Origin of the sequence: Faecalibacterium sp. An58 (genome assembly GCF_002161515.1) — a bacterium.
Lineage (GTDB): Bacteria > Bacillota > Clostridia > Oscillospirales > Ruminococcaceae > Faecalibacterium > Faecalibacterium avium.
In genome coordinates this window covers 18,387-41,222 of sequence record NZ_NFHX01000021.1, presented here as the reverse complement: position 1 = coordinate 41,222, position 22,836 = coordinate 18,387, and the positions used below count along the sequence as shown (strand labels likewise).

Below are 22,836 nucleotides of genomic sequence, written 5' to 3'. Positions count from 1 at the left end.
CTGCTCCCCTGGGCCGAAAGCCTACCCGAGTATTGCAAACTCAAATAATTTTAACCGATTTGAGTTCCTTATGGGAGCTCTTTTCTTTATCCCTCACGGGGGATTATTGAGCGCTTACGGACAGCTGACAAAAAGCACACTGTCCTGCAGGTGGTTTTGGGTTAGCGTTCGGGCAGCGAGACGTTTTTGGTCTGCCAGACGGCGCACTCGATGGTTTTATAACCAGATGCGCCGATGGGCTGTTGATAGGTGAAGCCCCCTTCATACAGATGCCGGTGTCCCTGGAAATTCAAAAGATCCCATCCACCTTGCCCCAAGGAGTGCTCTCGCCGCTATAGCCGGCCTGGGTATTGCTCATCATGCAGACGGCTAAAACAGCGGATGCCATTCCTTTTTTCGTGGTCATTCATCTCTTTCAATATACGTTTTCAGCAGCATCCCGCCCAAAAGCAGGGCGAACAGCGCAGCAATGAGGTCAGCATGGATCTTCATAAGGGCCTCCTTCCGTCTGCCAGTGCAGCAAGCTTTAGCTGATGGCCAAATCGGAGAGGGCCCAGCCCTCCACCACCCGTGCGCCGATCGGGTCGGGATTCATCTTGAACTTGACGAATTCCATGGTGTTCTGAATAAACTCCTCGCCGGTGTGCAGGTTCTTGATCTTGACGGTGTAGCGAATGGCACGCCAGTCATCCCGTATGATCATGTTATCAAACTGGCCCAGCTCCATGGTAAAGTGCTGGAACAGCTGTCCCAGCATGTCCTTGTATTCCTGCAAGATCAATCGTTTCTGCGCACCGCGCAGGGGAATGTTGTAACAGGCATCCGGCTCATAGAGGGTGTCGCACCACTTCAGCCATCCGTCGTAGCCTCCGTTCCAGTTGTTGAACCCGCTGAACAGGCGGTCGCGGATTGCCTTCTCCATGTCCTTCTCGATGGGGGGTGGGGTACTTGACTTCAGAAACTTTCATGGTAGAATTCTCCTTTTATTTTGATGTTATTACACAGGAGATGCCGGAGCGGGGGCTCTAGATTCCCCTGTTGTATCGATAGTTTAGCGGCTGTTCAGTTCATGGAAGAGATTTTCTTTGGGGCGCAGTTCCATGGGCAGATAGGCGCTGCCGGATGGTGTTGCCCGGCCATAGGCAGTTGGTGCCCCAGAGAGCAGCCCACACAAGCTGTACGCCATACCAGGCCACCAGCGGGCCCGTCTGCTGTACGGAGTCCAGCGAACAGACATCGATCATAATACCGGTGATGTAAAGAGCTGTGCAGAGCAAACGGAATACTTTCCGCATCAAGTCGAAAGCCCTCATCCGGGCCGGGCGGTGGACAAAGCGAACCATCTGTACCAGCAGGGTCATAGCATAGCCAGCCGCCCCTGCAAAGAGCTCAGACAATGGTTCATACAAAATCCATTCTTTTTCGCCGTTGTTTGCGTGCAGCCAGCAATCAGGCCGCGAGGACAGTCAGGATAACGGCAGCGCCGCCAAAAACGGTTTTCTTCATGGTCATTTTCACCTCCATGTTGTAGGTGTGTTGTTTTGATCGACAGCTTTATCTTACCCCCGAAATGTTTGGCTGTGTTTTGGTTTGCGTTAAGAATCGGTTAAGAAGCAGAAGCCGTATATTTTCTGCGCGGTGCGGTATAGAGAAATTAACACCGGCTTAACATGGATGTGCTATATATAAAAGCATAAATACTATAAGGGAGGAAACGCCATGATCCATATCCTCGTCATGGAGGACGACCACGACCTGAACGAGGCAGTCTGCCGGCCGGCTGTCGGTGCTGGTGACAAATATCCTCCAGCTGAACCGGCTGGAAAACCAGAAGATCCGTCCCGTGCCCATTCCCTTCAACCTCAGTGAAGCACTCAGCCGCTGCATCCTCGACTTCGACGCCCGTTTGGAAGAAAAAGACATTGACCTCGAGGTCAGCCTCGACCAAAACCTGCTCCTCGCCAGCGACGAGGCCCTTTTGGATCTTGTATGGAATAATCTCATCTCCAATGCCGTCAAGTTCACGCCCGCAGGCGGACAGGTCAAGATCTCCCTGCGGCAGGAAAGGGAGTGTGCGGTTGTTACTGTCGCCGACAGCGGCTGTGGTATGGACGCTGAGACCCTACGCCATATCTTCGACAAGTTCTACCAGGCTGACTCCTCCCACGCCACCCAGGGCAATGGCTTGGGCCTCGCCCTCGCCAAGCGGGTCGCCGACCTGCTTGGCGGCTCCATCGCTGTTGAGAGCGTGCCAGAGACGGGCACGGTGTTCACCGTACGGATACCGGAAACAGTTCAGCATACATAAACCGTTCTTTCAAAGATTCTCCTATTTGACATTCTCTCCCCAGCAACACAAAAGCGCCCGAGGCACGATTGCCTCAGGCGCTTTTGCGTTACTGCTACTGTATTGGAATTGGAAAGAGTTCAGATTTTTTGCTTGTGATGTACCAGCATGAACCAGACAAAAAATCGCAGACAATCCATCCTCAAAAGCTGCCGCCTATCCGAGACAGCCCCCAAAAACGGCTGTCCGGACATGTACATGTTCCTCACAGCCTATCCTTATATGCGGCCTTGAGCTGCTGGATTTCGTCCAGGCGGGCTAGGGCGACGTCACCCATTTGGGCCGAGAGGGCCAGGCTTAGAGCTTCGACCACCGAGATGGGGGAACTCATTGAGTGCTGCTCCTTTTCGTCCCCGCGATAGACAAATAGTTCAATCTCAGCGCGAGGGCCTTCGCCGTGCCAAACGCGGCTGGTGAAAAGGATGGTCCGGTAGCCGGCCTGCTGCTGCCGGTCCAGAATGACCCCGGCCGCCTCCGACACTTTGGCAAAGCCGAACAGCACGACGACGTCCCGCGAGCCGATAAGCGCCAGACGCTCTGCCAGTTCGCTGCCGGCTGCCGGCAACTGCTCCACATCCAGTCCAATGCGGCGCAGCCGGTATTCCAACAGGACGGCCGGGGCGCGGGAGGCGTTGCGGGCATGGAGGAAAATTTTGCGCGCCCCCAGCAGCGTGGTTACCGCTGCGGCAAAGGCATCCCGGTCCAGCAGGTCGAGGGTCTTTTGCAGGTTATAACGCTGCTGCTCCATCCAGGCGGTCAGTAAGTCGCCGTCTCCGGTCTGAAGGGTACGGTTCAATTTCTGAGCGGGCCCGCGCTGAACGGTCTGCTCCACTACCGTTCGTTTGAGGTGCTTGAAATCCTCGCAGCCCACATGCCGGGCAAAGCGGGAGACCGTGGCCTCCGAGATATGCAGCGCCGCCGACAGCTGCCCGATGGTCATGCAGAGAAATTCATCCCGGTGCGCGGCGATGTACTCTACGATGTCCTGTTCGGTGCTGGTCAGTTTTTCCGGCATTTGGGGAAAGGAAAGATTCATAGACGCCTCCTGTTATACCAGGGCCAGCAATTCCTCGTGAATGTGGCCGTTCGTCGCCAGTATAGCACAGCTGGCTGCGGCAAGGGAAGGGGTCTTGCCGTCCCATGCGGTCAGGCGGCCGCCGGCTTCTTCCAGGATCAGCCAGCCGGCCGCATAGTCCCAGGGTTTGAGCCCGTGCTCCAGGTACGCATCCAGACGCCCGCAGGCGGTATAGCACAGCTCGACGGAGGCCGCGCCGAGCCGGCGGATGTCGTGGCAGCGGTCGTAGATGCGGCGGGCCCGGGCAAAGGCGGCGCCGGCTTCCTCACGCCGCCCGGGATTGGTCCCTACCGAGCACAGGCTGTCCGCTAGACGCGCGGCTCCGCTGACATGGATGGGCTTGCCGTTACAAAAGGCCCCACCGCCGCGCCGGGCGACAAACAGTTCCCTCGCAAAGGGGTCGAACACAAGGCCGAGGCGCACCCTGCCGCCCTCGGCCAGCGCCAGCGAAATTGCGCTGTGCCGGAAACCGTGGATCAGGTTGGTGGTCCCGTCCACCGGGTCCAGGATCCAGACCGGGCGGGCTGGGTCGATGGAGGCGTTGTCTTTTTCCTCGGCCATGAACTGGATGGTCCCATCCAGCGCCTGCAGCCGGGCGCGGATCCGCTCCTGCACTTCGGTATCCACCGCCGTGACAAAGTCGGTGGGGCCTTTGGCGCGCACCTGCGCCGCCCGATCCCGGTCCTCCAGGCGTGCGCCTGCCTCCTGTACGATGCGGCCTGCCTGCCGCAGCAGTTCAGCGGCGTCCATCACAGGACCGCCTTTTTGGCTGCCAGCACAGCCGGGGACTCTCCCCCGCGGCTCAGCAGGACCGAAACATAATCCCCACCCAGGGCGTGGACCTCTTTCAGCGCGCGTTTGAGCAGGCCGGCCGTGCGCACCTTGACTTCCGCGTCGGGGTGGATGCAGATGCTGTACCGGCCGGCCTTCATCTCCCGGGCCAGCACATCAAAGGAATCAAAATCGTGTTCAAAACAGGTACGGATGCAGCCGTACTGCACCGCCTGATGGGTATCGCTGCCGGCCACCACCGGCTTGCCCAGCCGCTGCCCCAGCCCGAAGGTCAGCTCCTCGGTGCGCTGACGGTCCTCAGCGATGTCCTTGCCGTTCAGATCCAGAAAATCAAAGCGCATCAGCAGCTCCGGCGGCAGGTCGGGGATATGCCCGCCGGCCCGGAAGGGGTGTCCCGCCCCCACCAGGACCGGGTATTCGGCAAAGAGGTCCAACAGCTGCGCCGCCGGGAGAAACCGGTCTTTGGTTTTGTGCGGCTCCAGGCGGCGGTTCATCTCCCGGATAGCCTCCATCGGGCCGACGCACAGCACATGCCCGCCTTCCGCAATGTCGGTCTCCATACCGGGAAAAACACACAGCCCGCCCGCGTCTTCAAAGACATAAGCGTCCCCGTTCTTTTGGCCCCGCGCTTCGATGTAGCCGTAAAGGGTGTCGAACTGCTGGGTGTTGAAATGCTCGGTCAGGCAGATGGCGTCCAGGCCGGCGCGGCGCGCCTCGCGCAGCAGCCAGTCGGTGTATTCGGTGGAAAAGGGCAGATACTTTGCCAGCTTCCCATGCGTGTGAAAATCCATGTACATAGCGTTCTCCCTCTCAGAGCAAGGTGGAAGTCAAAAAGGCGGCGGCGACCCAGACGAACGACAGCGCCAGGAACAGCAGATCGTTGTTGGTCACTTTGAGGGCGGCCAGCTTGAGCTTTTTGACTTCGGGGTTTGCGGCGGCGTAGCGGTAGCCCTTGATCTCCAGCACCTCGACGGTGGTGCGGGACCGCTTGGCCGTGTTGAGCATCAGGGGATAAAAGGCACAGATGATGATCCGTATCTGGTAGGCCAGGTACCGGATCTTGCCCAATAGGGTATCGTGGGCCGGTGGATTGCCCCGCAGCCGGTAGGACAAAAGGACATTTTGGAATTCTTCCATCAGGATGGGCAGCATCCGGTAGGCGTAGGAGATGGAAAAAGACAGCTGCTCCGGGCAGCCAAACCACATCAGGCCATTGGCCAGTTTGTCGGGGTCCATCCCCGAAAAGACGGTGACCGATGCCAGTGACACAGTGGCAACCTTGAGGGTAAGCACCAGCAGCGGCGCGATGGCCGAGGCGTCTCCGCCGAACAGCCAGGTCACGACCAGCAGGTAGCCCGTCTGGGAGAACACCCCCAGCCCGAACAGGAACAGCACCAGCCCCGCCACATGGGCCAGGATCGTGGTGGCCGTCACCAGCACAAAGCATCCCAGCAGGAAGGGCAGATCGCTGACGAACCAGGGGACCAGCCCAAAAAAGAGGTACCAGACGATCAGGACGCGGGGATCCATCGCGGCGATGACGGTATCGTTGTTGCCGTAAGCGTTTTTCAGCACCTGGCTGCGCAGAAAATCAATGGACAGTTTGTCCAGGATGCTTTCCGAGAGCTTATCGACCGCTTTCATACAGGTTTCCTCCCCTCAAAACAGCGCAAAAAATCGTCGATGGTGTAACAGAGGGCAGCAGGGTCCAGTGTCTGCCCCATGGCGAAGATCTCGGGCGGACGGATGCCCACACGCTCGATCAGGGCGCGGTCCCCGAAGATCTCATCCCGGGTCCCGTCGGCCACGACCTTTCCTCCGCACAGGACGATGATCCGCTGAGCCCATTCACAGACCAGCTGCATATCGTGGGTGGCAATGACCACCGTCTCGGTGATCTCTTTCAGATCCTCTAGGGTCCGCATGATCTCCTTCCGGGTGGCAATGTCCAGGTTGGCGGTGGGCTCATCCAGCAGCAGAATGCCCGGGTCCAGCGCCACCCCGATGGCCAGGCTGGCCCGGCGCATCTGCCCGCCCGAGAGCAGGCGGCCGTCCCGGTCCCGCAGGCCGGACAGGCGGAAGCGCTCGAGCAACCGGGCGGTGCGGCCTGCCGCATCGGGAACGCCCCGGACTTCCATCGCGTAGGCGATGTCCTTTTCGATCGAATCTTTGATGAACATATCTTCGGGGTTCTGGTAGACCATCGAGACCTCGCGGGAAAGGGCCTCCGGCCGGACATCCCGCAAAGACCGCCCATGCAGGCAGACCGTGCCGGACGAAGGCTTCATCAGCCCCACCAGCAGTTTCATAAAGGTGGATTTGCCTGCCCCGTTGGAGCCGATGAGAGCCACCTTGTCCCCTTTGTGGATCGCAAGGCTGAGCCCGTCGAACACCTTGTGCGGTTCCCCCTTGACACTGCGATAGGCGACCGAAACGTCCTGGAAGGAGGCCACTGTCTCCCCCTGCGCAGGGGCGGCGGGCGGCGGGGCGGGTGCCGAGTCTGCCCGGGGGACAAACACTTCCCTGCCCTCTGAGATGGTCGCCGGCAGGCGCGGCACGGTCAGGCTGCCCGCCTGGCGCATCCGCCAGGCCGCAAGGGTCACCTGCGGCGGGAAAATATTGCAGCTTTGCAGTTCTTCCACTCGCTGCAGAGCCTCGCCGGTGGGCAGCATCCACTGCACCCGGCCTTCTTTCAGCAGCATGACGTGCTTGCAGAAGTCGGCAATGTACTCGGTGTGGTGCTCGATGACGATGATGGTCTTGCCGTACCGCTCGTTCAGCTCCCGCAGCACCCCATAGATGCGGTCGGCGTGGGCCGGGTCCAGCTGGGCGATGGGCTCGTCCAGGATCAGGACGTCGGGCTGCAGAGACAGAGCCCCCGCCAGTGCCAGCAGATGGGTCTGCCCGCCCGACAACTGCCAGATGAAATCACTCTCCCGGCCGCGCAGCCCGCACCGCTCCAGCGCCATCATGCCCCGCTCTTTATAGTCCGGCATGGCATAGTTCTGGCAGGCGTAGGAGGCGTCGTCCAGCACGGTGGGGCGAATGATCTGATTTTCAAAGTCCTGGTATACATACCCCACCTTCCGGGCCAGGGCGCCCACGTCGCTCGTGCGGGTATCCAGCCCGCAGGCAAGGACGCGCCCCGAAAAATCGCCGCTGATGAACTGGGGGATCAGACCGTTTAGGGCCTTGCAAAAAGTGGACTTTCCGCATCCATTGTTGCCCACAATGGCGAGAAAGTCCCCCTGTTCCACACAGACGGTGATATCTTGCAGCGCCGGATGCGCTGCGCCCGGATAGGAATAGGTCAGGTGATCTATTTCTATCGCGTGCATAAGGCTCAACCTCTCTGATCCTGCTCTGCCTGTTTGCGGATGACCAGGACGGCCACCAGGCACAGGGACGCAGCGATCAGGATGGCCATTGCGAAAGCGGGCATGCTCTCAGACCAGGGAGCCTCCCAGTCCACAAGGCTCATACCGCTCTTGGCCAGCATCTGAGTGCCGGCAGCAGCAGCAAAACCGACGATGCAGCCCAGGACAGCCTTAGCCCCCAGGGGCTCCAGTGCGGTTTTCGGGGTGCGGGGCTGCATCCCCAGCAGCGGCTCGATCTTGCCGTGGAGCTTGGGCACCAGATAGAGGGTGGGCAGCAGGCAGAAGAGGATGCCCGAGAAGAGCAGGTCGTTCAGGAAGGCAAAGCCCTCGGTGGCAAAGACGCTTTCGGGCAGGCCGGCCACGGCCTCAAAGTCCTCGATGGCAAACTGTACTTTCAGAATATCCACCACCGTGCCCATAAACAGCTGCAAAGCGGTACCGCCTATGGCCGCCACACCGACCATCACCCGGTTGGACGGGTCACGCACCAGCCGGCCGGCCACGTAGACGCCTATGGTGACGGTGAGGAATTTTTCCATCTCGCCCAGGCCGCCGAACTGCCCCAGCATGATCTCGCTGAACACCAGCTCGCCGGTAGCGGCGCCCAGCGCTGCGGACATGGGATCAAACAGCATCGCCAACGTCAGCGGGATGAACAGGAAATACTCCACCGAAAACTCTACGATGCCCACCTGAAACTTGGGGATCAGTTCGGAAAAAAGGGTGGCCAGGCCATACAGCGCCATGGTCAGAACAAAGACCATCCGTTTTTGGGACTGGCTGGCCGTCTGCTTGTTGACAGATTCCATACATGATACCTCCCGGTAATCTTGAAATGTTAACCGCTTCGAACAATTCCAAGTTTACCAGCGGAACGTAAAGCCTGCGACCACAGAGCCGTAAAATGTTTGTATAATTTTCCGTTTTTCATAATGTGAAATATTATTTTCACGCAAAAACCGTCCACCGCGCAGAATTTGTCCAATGAGCGCTTTTCTTTAATCCGTCAATCCGTCACTGTTTGGCTCGCCCGGCCTTCTGGTACGGTTTCGGACAGGGGATAGCTCCCTGGTTCAACTCCCCAAAGAAAACGAAAAATCCGAACCCTTCTCCTATTGGAAAAAGGTTCGGATTTTGTGCTTGTGGTGCGGATAAGAGGACTTGAACCTCCACCGAGTTGCCCCGATTAGAACCTGAATCTAACGCGTCTGCCAATTCCGCCATATCCGCTTATTCACTTGCGCCCCGCTGCCGGGAACGTTAGCTATTATAGCGCAAAGCAGAGCAAATGTCAACAGGAACTTCCAGATTTTTTTGACAAATTTTCCGGACGAATTTGCTGCACTCTGCGCGCCGCAAATATGGTACAATAAAACCTGTATTTCAAACAGAAGGAGAAGCAACGCATGAACTTTGTGATCTTTATGGCCGGCGCTGTGCTGATGCTGGTCATGGGCCTGCGGGCCACCAAAGCCCGCCGCACCCTTATTACAAAAGGGGAAAAGGTGGAGGCCCTGGTGGCCGGCACCGTCCATACCCGGGACGGGGTGTCCCTGGCGCTGGAGTTCACCACGCCCGGCGGCAGCACCCGGCGGCTGCCCTATCCTGTGCCGCAAAAAGCCAAAGGTTTTGCCCAGGGCAGCCATGTCACCCTCTATTACGACCCGCTCAAACCCGAAAAGGTGTATGTCCAGGGGGACAAATCGGTGCTGGGAGCGGAGATCATCTATTACGCTCTGGCGGCGCTGCTGCTGGGCCTGGGCGTGGTGCTGCAGATGATGCAGTAAGGAGGGAATGCTATGATCCTGGAACATCTCTATCAGGGGGAACCCGGGGCCTGGAAGATCACCTTCCGGGCCAGCGCCCAGGAACTGGCCCGGGCTTTGCAGGAGGCCGAGGGCCAGACCGAACAGGACCGCCTGGCGGACGCCGTCAACCGTGCGATCCTGGCGCCGGATGGGTTTTCCACCGTATGGACCAAGGCGGTGGAAAAAGCCGGCCTGACCCCGGTCACCGACCCGGATTTCAGTCTGCAGGCGCTGAACAAGGATGAAGGCTTCCGGGCGTCGGCCACCTTTTTCGCCCTGCCGCCGCTCGAGCTGGGGCGGTACACCGGCTTTGTCCAGGCCGTTGAGCCCCGGCCCATCCGCCGGCTGACCATCGAGCTGGAGATCAACCAGCACCACGGTCCCGAAGACCGGGCGGCCGACGAGGCGGGCAAGGCTGCGCTGCGCCGCCGCGTGACAGCGGAGATCTACCAAAAGCGCTGCCGGCAGGCTGAGGAACTGGCCCGCCGCAAACTGCTGGTGCAGCTGGGGGACGAGGTAAAGGGTGCCCTGCCCAAGAAGCTGGCGGGGATCAGCTACTTTGCCGAGCAGCGCCGCTTCAACCTGAGCCTGCAGGCCCAGGGGGTCAATTTTGACCAGTACCTGCAGGTGCGGGGCCAGACGGTGGAGCAGTTCCGCGCGGAACTGCACGCCGATTCGGAGCGCAAGCTGCGCAGCCAGCTGGGCCTGCTGCTGGTGGCCCGCAGGGAGGGCCTGTGGCCCACCGATGCCGAGATCGACGCTGCCCTGGCCGCCTGGGACGAAAAGAAGGACGGGGAGCGCACCTTCCCCGCCAACGACCGGAACAAGGCCGCCCTCAAGCTGGCCCGCCGGCGGGCGTCGGACTTCATCCTGGCCCGCTCCACCCTGCTGCCGCCCCCGGCGGAGCCTACGGTGGTGGAGACTCTCTAAAATACACTAAAATACAGGAAAAGGAGCGCTCTCCGCATAAGCAGAGAGCGCTCCTTTTTGCCTTTTTGCATGAGAAACGGGAAAACCGGGCATTACCACCTCGACCCCATATTGGTGAAGGCCATGATGATGCTGTCGATGCCGAAGACGATCAGGCAGAAGGCCACCAGATATCCCACCGTGAAGAAGGTGAGGAACGGTTCGAACAGCATCAGGAAGCCCAGCACCAGGCCCAGGATGTTGACGATCATGGTGAACCAGTAGTAGAACTCGCCGGCCATAAAGCGGATCAGACCGGTATGGGTCAGGCGGGAGATGCAGTGGGTGATGAACCACAGGGGGAACAGCAGGGCCACGATCCACTCGGCGATGCCCGGAAAGGCCAGCAGCACGATGCCGGTCATGATGCTGAGGATGCCCGACACCAGAGAGACCACCGGGCCAAAGCCGGTGAACCGCTCCTCTTTGATGTAAAGGATGATGTCGCAGATGCCGGTGATCACCGCCGCCACGCCGTACAGCACAGCGATGCCGGTGAATATGCTGCGGGGCTTCATAAAGGTGAACACCCCCAGCAGGATCAGGCAGATGCCCATGATGAACTGGCTCCAGCCAAAACCGGAACGCCCTCTCATTGCGCTGCGCCTCCTTCGTTGTCCTGGCCGAGCAGCTGCATGAACTCCTCGCCGGTGATGGTCTCTTTCTCGTAGAGGTACTGGGCCAGGCGGTCCAGGGCGGAGCGGTTCTCCTCCAGGATCTTTTTGGCCTTGGCGTGCTGGGCCTTGACCAGGCCGATCACCTTGTGGTCGATCTCCTTCTGGATCTCAGCCGAACAGGCCAGGGAGGTATCCCCGCCCAGATACTGGTTGTTGACCGTCTCAAAGGCCACCATGTCAAAGTCGCTGTTCATGCCGTAGCGGGTGATCATGGCCCGGGCCAGCTTGGTGGCCTGTTCGATGTCGTTGGATGCGCCGGTGGTGATCTGCCCAAAGACCACTTCCTCGGCGGCCCGGCCGCCGGTCAGGGTGGCGATCTTGTTTTCCAGCTCTTCTTTGGTCAGCAGGTTCTTGTCGGCCTGCTCCACCTGCATGGTGTAGCCCAGCGCGCCCGAGGTGCGGGGGATGATGGTGATTTTCTGCACCGGGGCGGAGTTGGTCTGCTTGGCGGCCACCAGGGCATGGCCGATCTCATGGTAGGCCACCACGCGCTTTTCCTGGTCGGAGAGGATGGCGTTCTTTTTCTGGTAGCCCGCGATCACCACCTCGATGCTCTCCTCCAGGTCGGCTTCGGTGACGGTGGTACGGCCGGCCCGCACCGCCCGCAGGGCGCCCTCATTGATGATGTTGGCCAGTTCGGCGCCCGAGGTGCCGGCGGCCATCCGCGCAATGGTATGGAAGTCCACGTCGGGGGCGGTCTTGATCTTGCGGGCGTGCACCTTCAGGATGGCCTCACGGCCCTGCAGGTCGGGCAGCTCCACCGGCACCCGCCGGTCGAACCGGCCCGGACGGGTCAGGGCAGGGTCCAGGGATTCGGGGCGGTTGGTGGCCGCCAGGATGATCACGCCGTTGTTGCCCTCAAAGCCGTCCATCTCGGTCAGCAGCTGGTTCAGGGTCTGCTCCCGCTCGTCGTTGGTGCTGAGCTGGCCGTCCCGCTTTTTGCCGATGGCGTCGATTTCATCGATAAAGACGATGCAGGGGGCTTTTTCTTTTGCCTGCTTGAACAGGTCGCGCACCTTGGAAGCGCCCATACCCACAAACATCTCCACAAACTCCGAACCCGAGATCGAGAAGAAGGGGACCCCCGCCTCGCCGGCCACGGCTTTGGCCAGCATGGTCTTGCCGGTGCCCGGAGGGCCTACCAGCAGCACGCCCTTGGGCATGGATGCGCCCACGTCGGTGTACTTTTTGGGGTTGTGCAGGTAGTCCACGATCTCGGCCAGGTTCTCTTTGGCCTCATCCTCGCCCGCCACATCCGAAAAGCGGATGCCGTCGGAGGACTGGACGTAAATCCGGGCGTTGGATTTGCCCATCCCGAAGGACATGGAATTTTTGCCGCCCATCTGTTCCATCAACTTTTTGCCCATGTACTGGCCCAGGCCGATGAAGATGACCAGGGGCAGCACAAAGGTCAAAAGGAACCTGAGCACCGGGGAACCGTCGCTGCCGAGGTCGGTGGCAAAGACGGCGTCCGCATCGTGGAGCCGCTCGGCCAGGGTGGGGTCGTACATGACGCCGGTCTGGTACAGCTGGGTGTTGTCTTTGTTGGTGAAGGTGATCTCGGTGTCGGTGATCTCCACCTGCCCGATGTCCTTGTCCTCGATCATATCCATAAAGGTGCCGTAATCCACCGTATCGATCTGGGGCTGCATCAGAATGGGCGGCACCAGCAGATTGAACAGAAACAGGATGGCCAGCACCAGGACATAGTAGTAGATCAGGGGCTTTTTGGGGCTCTTGACTTCTTTCATGGTATGTCTCCTCCTCTGTTGTTGATTGTACGCTAGCGTACAATTTGGTTACGGTCTAAGTTTAATCCCGACATACGGCAGGAGGATGGATAAAATGTAAAAAATGTGATAACAAAACCGCCCCCGCGGCCAAATGGCAGCAGGGGCGGAAAGGAGAAATGTCAGGTGGCGGGGCGTTCGGCCTGCTCGAACTGGCTGTTGTACAGCCTGGCATAGAAGCCGTCCCGGGCCAGCAGCTGATCGTGGGTGCCCTGTTCCACGATGTGGCCGTCCTGCATCACCAGGATGACGTCCGCCTCCCGGATGGTGGACAGGCGGTGGGCCACGATGAAGCTGGTGCGGCCCTCCATCATTTTGGCAAAGGCTTTCTGGATGCGTACCTCGGTGCGGGTGTCGATGGAGCTGGTGGCCTCGTCCAAAATCAGCATGGGGGGCAGGCAAAGCATTACCCGGGCGATGCACAGCAGCTGTTTCTGGCCCTGGCTGATGTTGCCGCCGTTCTCGGCCAGGACGGTGTCGTAGCCCTGGGGCAGCCGGCAGATGAAGCTGTGGGCGTGGGCGGCTTTGGCCGCCGCCTCGATCTCCTGTAAGGTGGCGTCGGGCTTGCCGTAGGCGATGTTTTCCCGGACGGTGCCCGCCCGCAGCCAGGTATCCTGCAGCACCATGCCGTAGCTGCCCCGCAGGGAAGCCCGGGTGGCCTGGCGGATGTCGGTGCCTGCCACTGCGATGCTGCCCCCGTCCACATCGTAAAAGCGCATCAGCAGATTGATGAGGGTGGTCTTGCCGCAGCCGGTGGGGCCTACGATGGCAATGCGCTGGCCGGGCTGCACCTCCAGGTTGAAATGGTCGATGAGGGGACGGTCGGGCAGGTAGCGGAAGGAGACGTCTTTCAGGCTGACGCGGCCGTCGGGCGCCAGGGTGACGGCGCCGGGGGCCTCGGGGACCTGGTCGGGCGCGTCCAGCAGGGCAAAGACCCGGGACGCGCAGGCCAGGGCGTTCTGCAGCTCGGTGACCACCCCCGAGATCTCGTTGAAGGGCTTGGCGTACTGGTTGGCGTAGCTGAGAAAGACGCTGAGCTGGCCGATGGTGATGCCCCCGGCCACCGCATAGAAGGCGCCCACCAGGCCCACCCCCGCGTAGACGATGTTGTTCACAAAGCGGGTGGCAGGGTTGGTCAGGCTGGAAAAGAAGGTGGCCTTCAGGCTGACTTCCCCTAGGCGCTGGTTCACCTCGTCGAAGGCGGCCAGGCTGTCGGCCTCATGGCCAAAGGCCTGTACCACCTTCTGGCCCTCGATCATCTCGTTGACCAGGGCGGTCTGTTCGCCGCGGACGGCGCTCTGGCGATGGAAGTAGCCATAGGAGTGGTTGGCGATAAAGGCCGCCACCACCAGGCTGAGGGGGGTGATCAGCACCACCACCAGGGAGATGAGGACGTTCTCCCGGAACATGAACAGCAGGGTGCCCAGGATGGTCAGTACCCCCGAGAACAGCTGGGTAAAGCCCATCAGCAGGCCGTCGGCGAAGGTGTCCACATCGGCCACCATCCGGCTGACGATATCCCCTGCGGGGTGGCTGTCCAGATAGGACAGGGGCAGGGAGTGGATCTTGTGGATGGCGTCATTGCGCAGATCCCGTGTGACCGAGAAAGTGATCTTGTTGTTGCAGACACTGAGCACCCACTGGGCCAGGGCGGCCAGGACCATCACCGCCAGGATCTGCAGGATGATCCCCCACACGCCGCTGCGGTCCACCTGGCCGGGGCCCAGCATCCGGTCGATGGCGTCGCCGCACAGCAGGGGGATATACAGCTGGGCCGCCACGCTGGCCGCCGCCACAAACAGGCTGGCCGCCACAAACAGGCTGTAAGGCCGGATGTAGGCCAATACCCGGCGCAGGGCCGCCCGGCTTTCCGCCGAGGAGAGGACCGGTTTCTTTTTGGGCCGCTTCATCCCTGTACGCCTCCTTTCACAAGTTCAGAGGGCCGCTTGAACTGGCTCTCGTAGATCTCCTGGTAGACGGGGCAGCGCTCCAGCAGCTCCTTGTGGCTGCCGCAGCCCACCATGTGGCCGTCGTCCAGCACCAGGATGCGGTCGGCGTGCTGCAGGCTGGCGGCACGCTGGCTGACGATAAAGACGGTCATCGAGCCGGGCAGGGCGGCGATGGCCTTGCGCAGGGCCGCGTCGGTGGCAAAGTCCAGGGCGCTGGCGCTGTCGTCCAGGATCAGGATATCGGGGCTGCTGACCAGGGCCCGGGCGATGGTCAAGCGCTGGCGCTGCCCGCCCGAAAAGTTCTGGCCGCCCTGTTCCACCGGCTCGTCCAGGCCCAGGGGCTTGGCGCGGACAAAGTCGGCGGCCTGGGCCGTCTCCAGCGCGGACCACAGCTGCTCGTCGGTGGCCTGGGGGTTGCCCCACAGCAGGTTGGAGCGGATGGTGCCGGTGAACAGCTGGGCCTTCTGCATCACGATCCCCACCCGGCGGCGCAGCATCTCCCGGGGCCAGGCGGCGGCCGGCCGGCCGAACAGGTCCACCTGGCCCTGGGTGGCGTCGTAGAACCGGGGGATCAGGCTGACCAGGCTGGATTTGCCTGCGCCGGTGCCTCCGATCACTCCGATGGTCTCTCCCTGACGGGCGGTGAAGGTGATGCCGGTCAGGCTGGGGGCGCCCGCCCCTGCATAGGTCAGGCCCACATGGTCGAAGCGGACCGCCTCGGCGGCGCGGGCCGGATCCACGCGGCCCTCGGGCATCTGGGGAAAGGCCATGCCGGGCTTGGTGTCCAGCACCGCCTGGACCCGGGCTGCGCTGGCCAGGGCTTTGCTGATCTGGACGATCAGGTTGGCCAGTTTGACCAGCTCCACCAGGATCTGGTTCATATAGTTCACCAGGGCGATCAGGTCGCCCGGAGCCATGCCGCCCGCGTCGATCTCAATGGCGCCGGTGTACAGCAGGGCCACAATGGCCAGGTTGATGATGACATAGGTCAGGGGGTTGGACAGGGCCGACAGGTGCCCCACCCGCAGCTGCAGGTCGGTCAGCTGGCCGTTGGTCTGCTCAAAGCGGGACGTCTCGCTGGCCTCTTTGCCGAAGGCCCGCACCACCCGCACGCCGGTCAGGTTCTCGCGGGTCAGGCCCAGCACCCGGTCCAGCCGGGCCTGTACGTTTTTGTAGAGGGGGGAAGTGACCGCCATGATCGAGAACACCACCACCGACAGCACCGGGATGGTGACCACAAAGATGAGGGCCGCCCGGAAATTGACGGTGAAGGCGCACACCATGGCGCCCACCACCACGAAGGGGCTGCGCAGGAACAGCCGCAGGAACATATTCAGCCCGCCCTGTACCAGGTTGATGTCGCTGGTCATCCGGGTGATGAGGGTGCTGGTCCCGATGGTGTCCATCTCGGAAAAGTCCAGCGACTGGATGTGGGCGAACAGGGCATGGCGGAGGGCGGTGGCAAAACCCACCGCCGCCTTGGCCGAAAAATACTGGGCGGTGACGCTGCAGGCCAGGCCCACCAGGGCCAGCACCAGCAGCAGGCCGCAGCGGGTGAGGATATAGCGGCTGTCGTGGGCGGCGATCCCCACGTTGACGATGTCGGCCATCACCAGAGGCACCAGCAGGTCAAAGCAGGCCTCCAGCATCTTGAAAAGGGGGGCGATGACGCTCTCCTTTTTGTAGCCGTTGAGATAAACAAGCATCCGATTCAAGTGATAAACGCTCCTTTCCCGGGGCTTTCCTGTGCGGTCGCACTTTATGATACTGCTCTATTATACCGCGGCGGGCGCCAAATGTCACCGCACAGGACCGCATTTTCTGAGGTTTTTGGCCAAAGAGGGGACAAAGGTCCGCCGGCGCTCGCCCCACCCTGTTGAGAAAACGGGAAAATCCTGCTATACTGGAACAAATACAGGCAGGAGGTCACCCAAGGGATGGCAAGCGGAAAGAAGCATATCCGGTACAGGCCGGTCAAACGAAACAGGAAGGGGGCAGCGTCGATGCTGCAATACAGCCCGGTGTTCACCGGATGCCCGGCGGTGGAACTGGCCATCCGGCGGCTGTACGAGTCCGACGATGAACACCGGGAGACCCGGTTCTGGGGTCTGGTGCGGGGGCTGAATTACGCTTTGCAGATGCAGACCCGGGTGCTGGTGCCGGTGCAGCTGTCGGGCGCAAAGCCGCAGGGAGAGTTCAGCTGGGCCCAGGACCCCATCCCGCCCGAGAAGGCCCGGGGCCTGTCCTACTGGACCCTGACCACCCCCAAAAAGATCAAGATGCTGCCGGTGTTCACCCGGCCCGAGGAAGCGGACGCCAACCCCGCCACCCTGGGACTGCCCATGGCGGAACTGCCCCTGGAGCAGGTGATGGAGGAGACCCTGGCCCGTCAGGACCTGACCGGACTGGTGGTCAACCCGTGGGGCCGTTCGGCCTCTCTGGAAAAGGGTCTGCTGAAAGGGCTGCTGCGGGCCCCCAACCCCGAGGACAGCCCCGGGGAAGCCCAGGTGCGCCAGGGGGTGCAGCTGGCGGCCCAGGGCCAGTGGGAAGCGGCCCGTGCCCTGTTTGAGGAAGCTGCCGCGGCAGGCTGCACCGAGGGGGTGCGCCGTTTGGCAAACTGCTGCGACCGGGGCCTGGGCGGCCCCCGGAACCGGCGCAGGGCCATGACCCTGTGGAAAAAGGCCGCCGCCGCAGGGGACGTGCTGGCCCAGATCGCCCTGGGGGACCGGTACGGCGCAGGGACGGCCCGCATCCCCGCCGACCCGGGCAAGGCCCTGATGGCTTACCGCAAGGCCCGGTCCATGGCCGAGCTGGAACTGGATATCACCACATGGCCGGTGGTCTGCCTGCGCCTGGCCCAGTCGGAGGAGTGCGGGGTGGACCTGGAGCGCACCGGCTGTCTGCTGGCCGAAGCGGTGCACGGGCTGCATATGCTCTGCCGGGAAGAAAAAGACCCCGACGCCTGCCGGGAGCTGCACGCCGCCGCACAGGCCATGGAGCGGTACATCCGCAAGATGTACGCCGGAGCGGCCGGCCTGCAGGAGATGCTGGCCCGCCTGGCCGAGCAGGCGAACACAGATTCTTTACATTTCAGCTGAAAAACAGCCACAATCCTACGGTACAATAGAACAGGATATTTGATCGGGCGCTGCGGGCGCAGCCTGCGGCCCAGGAAGAAAAAGAGAGGATTGCACATATGGGCAAAGTGATCGGGATCGATCTTGGCACCACCAACTCCTGTGTGGCGGTGGTGGAAGGGGGAAAGCCGGTGGTCATCACCAACGCGGAAGGAGAGCGCACCACCCCCTCGGTAGTGGCTTTCACCAAGGACGGCGAGCGTCTGGTGGGCGGCGCGGCCAAGCGCCAGCTGGCCACCAATGCGGGCCGCACCATATCAAGCATCAAGCGCCGGATGGGCAGCGACTACCGGGTCCGGATCGACGGCAAAGACCTGACCCCTCAGGAGATCAGCGCCATGATCCTGTCCAAGCTGCGGCGGGACGCCGAGAGCTATCTGGGCGAGAAGGTGTCCGAGGCGGTGATCACGGTGCCCGCCTACTTTGACGACAGCCAGCGCAAGGCCACCCAGGATGCAGGCCGCATCGCGGGGCTGAACGTGCTGCGGATCATCAACGAGCCCACCGCCGCCGCCGTGGCCTATGGTCTGGACAACGAGGCGCCCCAGAAGATCCTGGTCTACGATCTGGGCGGCGGCACCTTCGACGTCTCCATCATCGAGATCGAGGACGGCACCTTTACGGTGCTGGCCACCGGCGGCGATACCCGGCTGGGCGGCGATGACTTTGACGGCCGGATCGTGGACTGGCTGGTGCAGGAGTTCAAAAAGAGCGACCGCATCGACCTGACAAAGGATCCCGCCGCCATGGGCCGTCTGAAAGAGGAGGCCGAAAAGGCCAAGAAAGAGCTGTCCAGCGCCCCTTCGGCCCAGATCAACCTGCCCTTTATCGCGGTGGGCCGGGACGGCCCCCACCACATCGACGCCACCCTGACCCGGCCCCAGTTCGAGATGATGACCGCTGACCTGCTGGCCCGGACGGTGGAGCCGGTGAACAACGCCCTGCGGGATGCGGGCCTTTCGGCCGCCGACCTGGGACGGGTGCTGCTGGTGGGCGGCAGCACACGGATGCCCGCGGTGGCCCGCCAGGTCAAGGAGCTGCTGGGCCAGGAGCCCAGCCACACCCTCAACCCCGACGAGTGTGTGGCCATGGGCGCGGCCATCCAGGGCGGCCTTTTGCAGGGAGGCGGCAAGCTGGCCGGCGCCACCGGCGCGGCAGCCCAGGGCCTGGTGCTGATGGATGTCACCCCCCTGACCCTGTCCATCGAGACACTGGGCGGGGTCGCCACCCCCCTCATCACCCGCAACAGCATGATCCCCACCCGCAAGAGCCAGATCTTTACCACGGCGCGGCCCATGCAGACCTCGGTGGAGATCAACGTCCTGCAGGGAGAGCGCCGCTTTGCCAAGGACAACAAGTCCCTGGGCAAGTTCAAGCTGGGAGGCATCCGGGCGGGCTTTTCCTCCAAGCCCCAGATCGAGGTCACCTTTGACATCGACGTCAACGGCGTGGTGAAGGTCTCGGCCAAAGACCTGGGCACCGGCCGGGAGCAGAACATCACCATCACCGGCTCCACCAACCTCTCCGAGAGCGAGATCCAGCGGGCCATGGCCGACGCGGCCGCCTACGAGGCCGAGGACAGCCGCCGCAAGGGCCGTCTGGAACTCCACAACCAGGCTGAGATCCTGGCCTACAAGGTGGACGAGGCCCTCTCCAAGTGCAAAAAGGAGATCGACAAGGAGGAAAAGAACCGCGTCAAGACCGACCTTTCCAACCTCCGCCGCTGCATCCGCAAGGACCACCCCGAAAAGATGAACGACAACGAGGAAGCTGCCCTGCGCCAGGCCAAGGAGACCCTGGAGGCCAGCGCCAGCCATCTGATGATCCTCTACACCCAGCAGACCGGCGAGGGCGATGCAGGCTCCGGCGAGAGTCTGTGAACGTCCAGCCCAAAAGAAGGCCCGGCGCCTGTTCAAACAGGCGGCCGGGCATTTTTGCCGACCGGTTGCTTTATGCTTTAGAAGTATGCTATACTAAATAAAACACGCCGGGCCAACCCGCCGGCCGGACGAAGGAGTCTGCCGTCCCATTCCCGCGCGCAGGAGAGGCGGCAGGACGGAGAGGGCAGGGAGGAGGTGAAACGCGATGTCACCCACCATCATGGTCGGGGCCAGCGTGGTCCTGACCGTCGTCATGAACCTGCTGCGCTGCGGCTGCTACCTGGCCGTTATCCTGGCCTGCATCAAATACCTGTGCAGCAAATGAACCAAAAAGCCCCGGCGCTCTTGTGCAACACGCACAGGAACGCCGGGGCTTTGACCTTGTTACAGCATTTTGGAGAGGAATGCTTTCAGACGGGGGTTCTTGGGGTTCTCGAACAGCTCCTGGGGCGGCTCGTCCTCCTGGATGACGCCCTCGTCGATGAAGATGACCCGGTTGGACACCTCCCGGGCAAAGCCCATCTCGTGGGTGACCACCAGCATGGTGATGCCGGTGTGGGCCAGCTCTTTCATCAGGGCCAGCACCTCGCCCACCATTTCGGGGTCCAGGGCGCTGGTGGGCTCGTCGAACAGGATGACATCGGGGTCCATGGCCAGGGCCCGTGCAATGGCAATGCGCTGCTGCTGGCCGCCCGACAGGCTGGCGGGGTAGGCCGAAGCCTTGTCCGACAGGCCCACCCGGGCCAGAAGCTCGTCGGCCCGTTTGGCGGCCTCCTCCTTGGTCTTGAGGTTGAGCAGGGTGGGGGCCATGCACAGGTTCTCTTTCACCGTCATGTGGGGGAAAAGATTGAAGTGCTGGAACACCATCCCCATCTTCTGGCGGAGCTTGTCGATGTGGGCCTCGTCCACCTCCACCCCCTCAAACTTGATGGAGCCGCCGGTGGGCTTTTCCAGCCGGTTGAGGCACCGCAGGAAGGTGGATTTGCCGCAGCCCGAGGGGCCGATCAGGCAGACCACGTCGCCCCGGTAGATGTCGATGTCAATGCCTTTCAGCACGTCCAGGGTGGGGGTCAGGCCCTTGTAGCCGCGCTTTTTCTCGCCGCCGTAGGTCTTTTTCAGGTCGCGTACTTCGATGATCTTTTCGGTCGATTTACCGGTCACTGCGGGCCAGCCTCCCTTCCATGTGGTTGAGCAGCTTCTCCAGGAACAGCACCATCACCAGGTAGATCAGAGCCACCGAGATGTAGGGGAAGAAGGTGCTGTATGTGCGGCTGCGGACGATGTCGCCGGCCTTGGTCAGGTCCTGCAGGGCGATATAGCCGCTGATGGAGGTCTCCTTCAGCAGGACGATCAGCTCGTTGCCCAAAGCGGGCAGCACGTTCTTGACCGCCTGGGGCAGGATGATCTTCCAGGTGGCCTGGGTGTAGTTCAGGCCCAGGCTGCGGGCGGCCTCCATCTGTCCCGGAGGCAGGCTCATGATGCCGCTGCGGAAGATCTCGGCCACATAGGCGCCGCTGTTGATGCCAAAGGCCAGGATGGCCACCGGCACCTTGCCGATGTTCACCGAGCCGAAGATGACAAAGTACATGATCAGCAGCTGGATCATGGTGGGGGTGCCGCGGATGACAGTCAGATACAGCTTGCACACGCCGTTCAGGATGCGCAGGTGGCCGGTCTGGTCATGGGTGGTACGGATGTACGCGATGATAAAGCCCAGCACCACGCCCAGGGCCGCTGCCGCAAAGGCAACGATCAGGGTGGTTTTCAGGCCATTCAGGAAGAGCAGGTAGCGCTGCTCCTCGATGAAGGTGGAGATGAACTCGCTGGAAAGTTCCTCCCATAGGTTTTGGAAAAATGCCATGAACTTCCCTCCTTGGCGGGGCGGACAGGGGTGAATATGCATATTTTTTGAATTTTTATGCATATATACATAAAGAGAAGGGACAGAGCCGGGATTCGCACCTGGGCTCTGTCCACTGCATCTCTTATAAAACCACAAAAACCGCAGTTTGTAAAGAGTTTTTTCTCTTTTTAAGCCGCAGATCGTCCGGCTGCTTACTTCAGCACGATGATGGACTGGGCGGCGGTGCAGTAGGTATCGGTGAAGTCGATCTGCTCCTGACGCTCGGGGGTGACGGTCATGCCGGCCATGCCGAAGTCGGCCTTGCCGCTGTTGACAGCCGCGATGATGGAGTCGAACTCCATATCCTCGATGTGCAGGTCATAGCCCAGCTTGTCGCACAGAGCCTTGGCAAACTCGGCGTCGATGCCCACGATCTCACCGTTCTCGATGTACTCATAGGGATCAAAGGTGGCGTTGGTGGCCATCACCAGGGTACCGTTGGGGTACTCGGTGCCCTCGGGGGAGACATAGCCCTCGGCGCCCTCCACCTTGGCGATGTACTTGTCCAGGATGGCGTCCAGGGTGCCGTCCTCTTTCAGCTCGGCGATGGCGCCGTTCAGCTGCTCGGTCAGGTCAGCGTTGTCCTTGCTGACGGCGATGGCGTAGCTCTCTTCGGCGAAAGCGGTGTCCAGGGTGGTCAGCTCATCGGGGTTGGCAGCCACAAAGTTCTTGGCCACCTGGTCGTCGATGCACACGGCGTCGATCTTGTTGGTCAGCAGGGCCTGCACGGCGTCGGCGGCCTTGTTGTACTGCTCCACGCCGGCGATGCCCAGCTTGTCCTCGCCTTCGCCCACTTCCTCGCTCATCAGCAGGTCGCCGGTGGTGCCCAGCTGGACGCCAACGGTCTTGCCGGCCAGATCCTCCAGGCTCTGGATGGCCTGGGTGGAAGCGGAAGCGGCGCCGGATGCAGCAGACGCAGCAGAGCTGGCGGTGCTGGAAGCGGTGGAAGAGCTGGTGCTGGAGCAAGCGGTCAGCACCAGGGCGGCGGACATACCTGCGGCCAGCAGGAAACTGCGGCGAGAGATCTTCTTCATATTCATACACTCCTCTTGTTATCCTAAAGCATAAGACGGGCACCGGGCCCGCAGGCCGCAAACAGACGATGCGGCGACAACACCGGGCATCTTCCCGG

General features: G+C 61.6%; 21 protein-coding genes and 1 tRNA gene. 5 read left to right on the top strand and 17 right to left on the bottom strand.

What is annotated here, in order from left to right:
* Positions 1–161: 161 nt before the first annotated feature.
* From B5G12_RS15100 to B5G12_RS11130, 3 genes are all read right to left on the bottom strand, one after another.
* A complete protein-coding gene (locus tag B5G12_RS15100) occupies positions 162–293 on the bottom strand; it encodes a hypothetical protein (protein ID WP_275532646.1) in 132 nt (43 codons plus the stop codon).
* Positions 294–526: 233 nt separating this feature from the next.
* Positions 527–922, bottom strand: a complete 396-nt coding sequence (locus B5G12_RS11135) for a hypothetical protein (protein ID WP_087324955.1) — start codon at positions 920–922, stop codon at positions 527–529.
* Between the two features lie 145 nt (positions 923–1,067).
* Positions 1,068–1,361: a hypothetical protein gene (locus B5G12_RS11130; RefSeq protein WP_144064140.1), complete on the bottom strand. Its 294-nt coding sequence runs from the start codon at positions 1,359–1,361 to the stop codon at positions 1,068–1,070.
* A gap of 425 nt (positions 1,362–1,786) precedes the next feature.
* On the opposite strand from B5G12_RS11130, the gene B5G12_RS11125 reads away from it, so the two are divergent.
* Positions 1,787–2,308: a sensor histidine kinase gene (locus tag B5G12_RS11125; RefSeq protein WP_158099718.1), complete on the top strand. Its 522-nt coding sequence runs from the start codon at positions 1,787–1,789 to the stop codon at positions 2,306–2,308.
* 244 nt (positions 2,309–2,552) lie between these two features.
* Here the strand turns inward: B5G12_RS11125 and B5G12_RS11120 are convergent, their stop codons facing one another.
* The 7 genes from B5G12_RS11120 to B5G12_RS11090 all read right to left on the bottom strand — a co-directional run bounded on the left by B5G12_RS11120 (position 2,553) and on the right by B5G12_RS11090 (position 8,821).
* Positions 2,553–3,383, bottom strand: a complete 831-nt coding sequence (locus tag B5G12_RS11120) for a MurR/RpiR family transcriptional regulator (RefSeq protein WP_087324952.1) — start codon at positions 3,381–3,383, stop codon at positions 2,553–2,555.
* Between the two features lie 12 nt (positions 3,384–3,395).
* Complete coding sequence (locus B5G12_RS11115; RefSeq protein WP_087324951.1) at positions 3,396–4,172, bottom strand: inositol monophosphatase family protein; 777 nt, start codon at positions 4,170–4,172, stop codon at positions 3,396–3,398.
* Positions 4,172–5,005: a PHP-associated domain-containing protein gene (locus B5G12_RS11110; protein ID WP_242956020.1), complete on the bottom strand. Its 834-nt coding sequence runs from the start codon at positions 5,003–5,005 to the stop codon at positions 4,172–4,174. The genes B5G12_RS11115 and B5G12_RS11110 overlap by 1 nt, the downstream gene beginning before the upstream one ends.
* 19 nt (positions 5,006–5,024) lie before the next feature.
* Positions 5,025–5,858 carry an energy-coupling factor transporter transmembrane component T family protein gene (locus B5G12_RS11105; RefSeq protein WP_087324949.1) on the bottom strand — a complete coding sequence of 278 codons (834 nt, stop codon included), beginning with the start codon at positions 5,856–5,858 and terminating at the stop codon, positions 5,025–5,027.
* Entirely contained in the window at positions 5,855–7,552 is a 1,698-nt protein-coding gene (locus B5G12_RS11100; protein ID WP_087324948.1) for an ABC transporter ATP-binding protein, read from the bottom strand. The genes B5G12_RS11105 and B5G12_RS11100 overlap by 4 nt, the downstream gene beginning before the upstream one ends.
* Before the next feature lie 5 nt (positions 7,553–7,557).
* The gene (locus B5G12_RS11095) at positions 7,558–8,400 is read right to left on the bottom strand and encodes a DUF8171 family membrane protein (protein ID WP_087324947.1); all 843 of its coding nucleotides are present in this window, start codon (positions 8,398–8,400) and stop codon (positions 7,558–7,560) included.
* A 334-nt stretch (positions 8,401–8,734) separates the two neighbouring features.
* Positions 8,735–8,821 (bottom strand) — tRNA-Leu (locus B5G12_RS11090).
* A 176-nt stretch (positions 8,822–8,997) separates the two neighbouring features.
* On the opposite strand from B5G12_RS11090, the gene B5G12_RS11085 reads away from it, so the two are divergent.
* Together B5G12_RS11085 and B5G12_RS11080 are read left to right on the top strand one after the other, a co-directional pair.
* The gene (locus B5G12_RS11085; RefSeq protein ID WP_087324946.1) at positions 8,998–9,378 is read left to right on the top strand and encodes a DUF3592 domain-containing protein; all 381 of its coding nucleotides are present in this window, start codon (positions 8,998–9,000) and stop codon (positions 9,376–9,378) included.
* 12 nt (positions 9,379–9,390) lie between these two features.
* A complete protein-coding gene (locus tag B5G12_RS11080) occupies positions 9,391–10,329 on the top strand; it encodes an FKBP-type peptidylprolyl isomerase (protein ID WP_087324945.1) in 939 nt (312 codons plus the stop codon).
* Between the two features lie 92 nt (positions 10,330–10,421).
* On the opposite strand, the gene B5G12_RS11075 is transcribed toward B5G12_RS11080, so the two are convergent.
* The 4 genes from B5G12_RS11075 to B5G12_RS11060 all read right to left on the bottom strand — a co-directional run bounded on the left by B5G12_RS11075 (position 10,422) and on the right by B5G12_RS11060 (position 16,499).
* Complete coding sequence (locus tag B5G12_RS11075) at positions 10,422–10,964, bottom strand: HdeD family acid-resistance protein (RefSeq protein WP_087324944.1); 543 nt, start codon at positions 10,962–10,964, stop codon at positions 10,422–10,424.
* Positions 10,961–12,796, bottom strand: coding sequence for an ATP-dependent zinc metalloprotease FtsH (ftsH, locus tag B5G12_RS11070; protein ID WP_087324943.1), 1,836 nt, complete (start codon positions 12,794–12,796; stop codon positions 10,961–10,963). The genes B5G12_RS11075 and ftsH overlap by 4 nt, the downstream gene beginning before the upstream one ends.
* Positions 12,797–12,957: 161 nt before the next feature.
* Complete coding sequence (locus tag B5G12_RS11065; RefSeq protein ID WP_087324942.1) at positions 12,958–14,745, bottom strand: ABC transporter ATP-binding protein; 1,788 nt, start codon at positions 14,743–14,745, stop codon at positions 12,958–12,960.
* A complete protein-coding gene (locus B5G12_RS11060) occupies positions 14,742–16,499 on the bottom strand; it encodes an ABC transporter ATP-binding protein (protein WP_343286637.1) in 1,758 nt (585 codons plus the stop codon). The genes B5G12_RS11065 and B5G12_RS11060 overlap by 4 nt, the downstream gene beginning before the upstream one ends.
* 288 nt (positions 16,500–16,787) lie before the next feature.
* Between B5G12_RS11060 and B5G12_RS11055 the strand changes: the two genes are divergently transcribed.
* Complete coding sequence (locus B5G12_RS11055; protein ID WP_158099717.1) at positions 16,788–17,882, top strand: SseB family protein; 1,095 nt, start codon at positions 16,788–16,790, stop codon at positions 17,880–17,882.
* A 98-nt stretch (positions 17,883–17,980) separates the two neighbouring features.
* Positions 17,981–19,801, top strand: a complete 1,821-nt coding sequence (gene dnaK / locus B5G12_RS11050) for a molecular chaperone DnaK (protein ID WP_087324939.1) — start codon at positions 17,981–17,983, stop codon at positions 19,799–19,801.
* A gap of 384 nt (positions 19,802–20,185) precedes the next feature.
* On the opposite strand, the gene B5G12_RS11045 is transcribed toward dnaK, so the two are convergent.
* The 3 genes from B5G12_RS11045 to B5G12_RS11035 form a co-directional block, all read right to left on the bottom strand.
* A complete protein-coding gene (locus B5G12_RS11045; protein ID WP_522731438.1) occupies positions 20,186–20,938 on the bottom strand; it encodes an amino acid ABC transporter ATP-binding protein in 753 nt (250 codons plus the stop codon).
* Positions 20,939–20,951: 13 nt separating this feature from the next.
* Positions 20,952–21,662, bottom strand: coding sequence for an amino acid ABC transporter permease (locus tag B5G12_RS11040; protein WP_087324938.1), 711 nt, complete (start codon positions 21,660–21,662; stop codon positions 20,952–20,954).
* 194 nt (positions 21,663–21,856) lie between these two features.
* Complete coding sequence (locus B5G12_RS11035) at positions 21,857–22,738, bottom strand: transporter substrate-binding domain-containing protein (RefSeq protein WP_242956019.1); 882 nt, start codon at positions 22,736–22,738, stop codon at positions 21,857–21,859.
* Positions 22,739–22,836: the final 98 nt, after the last annotated feature.

Bases quoted from the DNA above. Each gene is read 5' to 3' on its own strand.
- dnaK (WP_087324939.1), top strand. From the start codon at position 17,981: ATGGGCAAAGTGATCGGGATCGATCTTGGCACCACCAACTCCTGTGTG.
- B5G12_RS11035 (WP_242956019.1), bottom strand. From the start codon at position 22,738: ATGAAGAAGATCTCTCGCCGCAGTTTCCTGCTGGCCGCAGGTATGTCC.
- B5G12_RS11130 (WP_144064140.1), bottom strand. From the start codon at position 1,361: ATGACCCTGCTGGTACAGATGGTTCGCTTTGTCCACCGCCCGGCCCGG.
- B5G12_RS11105 (WP_087324949.1), bottom strand. From the start codon at position 5,858: ATGAAAGCGGTCGATAAGCTCTCGGAAAGCATCCTGGACAAACTGTCC.
- B5G12_RS11110 (WP_242956020.1), bottom strand. From the start codon at position 5,005: ATGGATTTTCACACGCATGGGAAGCTGGCAAAGTATCTGCCCTTTTCC.
- ftsH (WP_087324943.1), bottom strand. From the start codon at position 12,796: ATGAAAGAAGTCAAGAGCCCCAAAAAGCCCCTGATCTACTACTATGTC.
- B5G12_RS11115 (WP_087324951.1), bottom strand. From the start codon at position 4,172: ATGGACGCCGCTGAACTGCTGCGGCAGGCAGGCCGCATCGTACAGGAG.
- B5G12_RS11120 (WP_087324952.1), bottom strand. From the start codon at position 3,383: ATGAATCTTTCCTTTCCCCAAATGCCGGAAAAACTGACCAGCACCGAA.
- B5G12_RS11085 (WP_087324946.1), top strand. From the start codon at position 8,998: ATGAACTTTGTGATCTTTATGGCCGGCGCTGTGCTGATGCTGGTCATG.
- B5G12_RS11040 (WP_087324938.1), bottom strand. From the start codon at position 21,662: ATGGCATTTTTCCAAAACCTATGGGAGGAACTTTCCAGCGAGTTCATC.
- B5G12_RS11095 (WP_087324947.1), bottom strand. From the start codon at position 8,400: ATGGAATCTGTCAACAAGCAGACGGCCAGCCAGTCCCAAAAACGGATG.
- B5G12_RS11135 (WP_087324955.1), bottom strand. From the start codon at position 922: ATGGAGAAGGCAATCCGCGACCGCCTGTTCAGCGGGTTCAACAACTGG.
- B5G12_RS11065 (WP_087324942.1), bottom strand. From the start codon at position 14,745: ATGAAGCGGCCCAAAAAGAAACCGGTCCTCTCCTCGGCGGAAAGCCGG.
- B5G12_RS11080 (WP_087324945.1), top strand. From the start codon at position 9,391: ATGATCCTGGAACATCTCTATCAGGGGGAACCCGGGGCCTGGAAGATC.
- B5G12_RS11055 (WP_158099717.1), top strand. From the start codon at position 16,788: ATGCTGCAATACAGCCCGGTGTTCACCGGATGCCCGGCGGTGGAACTG.
- B5G12_RS11100 (WP_087324948.1), bottom strand. From the start codon at position 7,552: ATGCACGCGATAGAAATAGATCACCTGACCTATTCCTATCCGGGCGCA.
- B5G12_RS11075 (WP_087324944.1), bottom strand. From the start codon at position 10,964: ATGAGAGGGCGTTCCGGTTTTGGCTGGAGCCAGTTCATCATGGGCATC.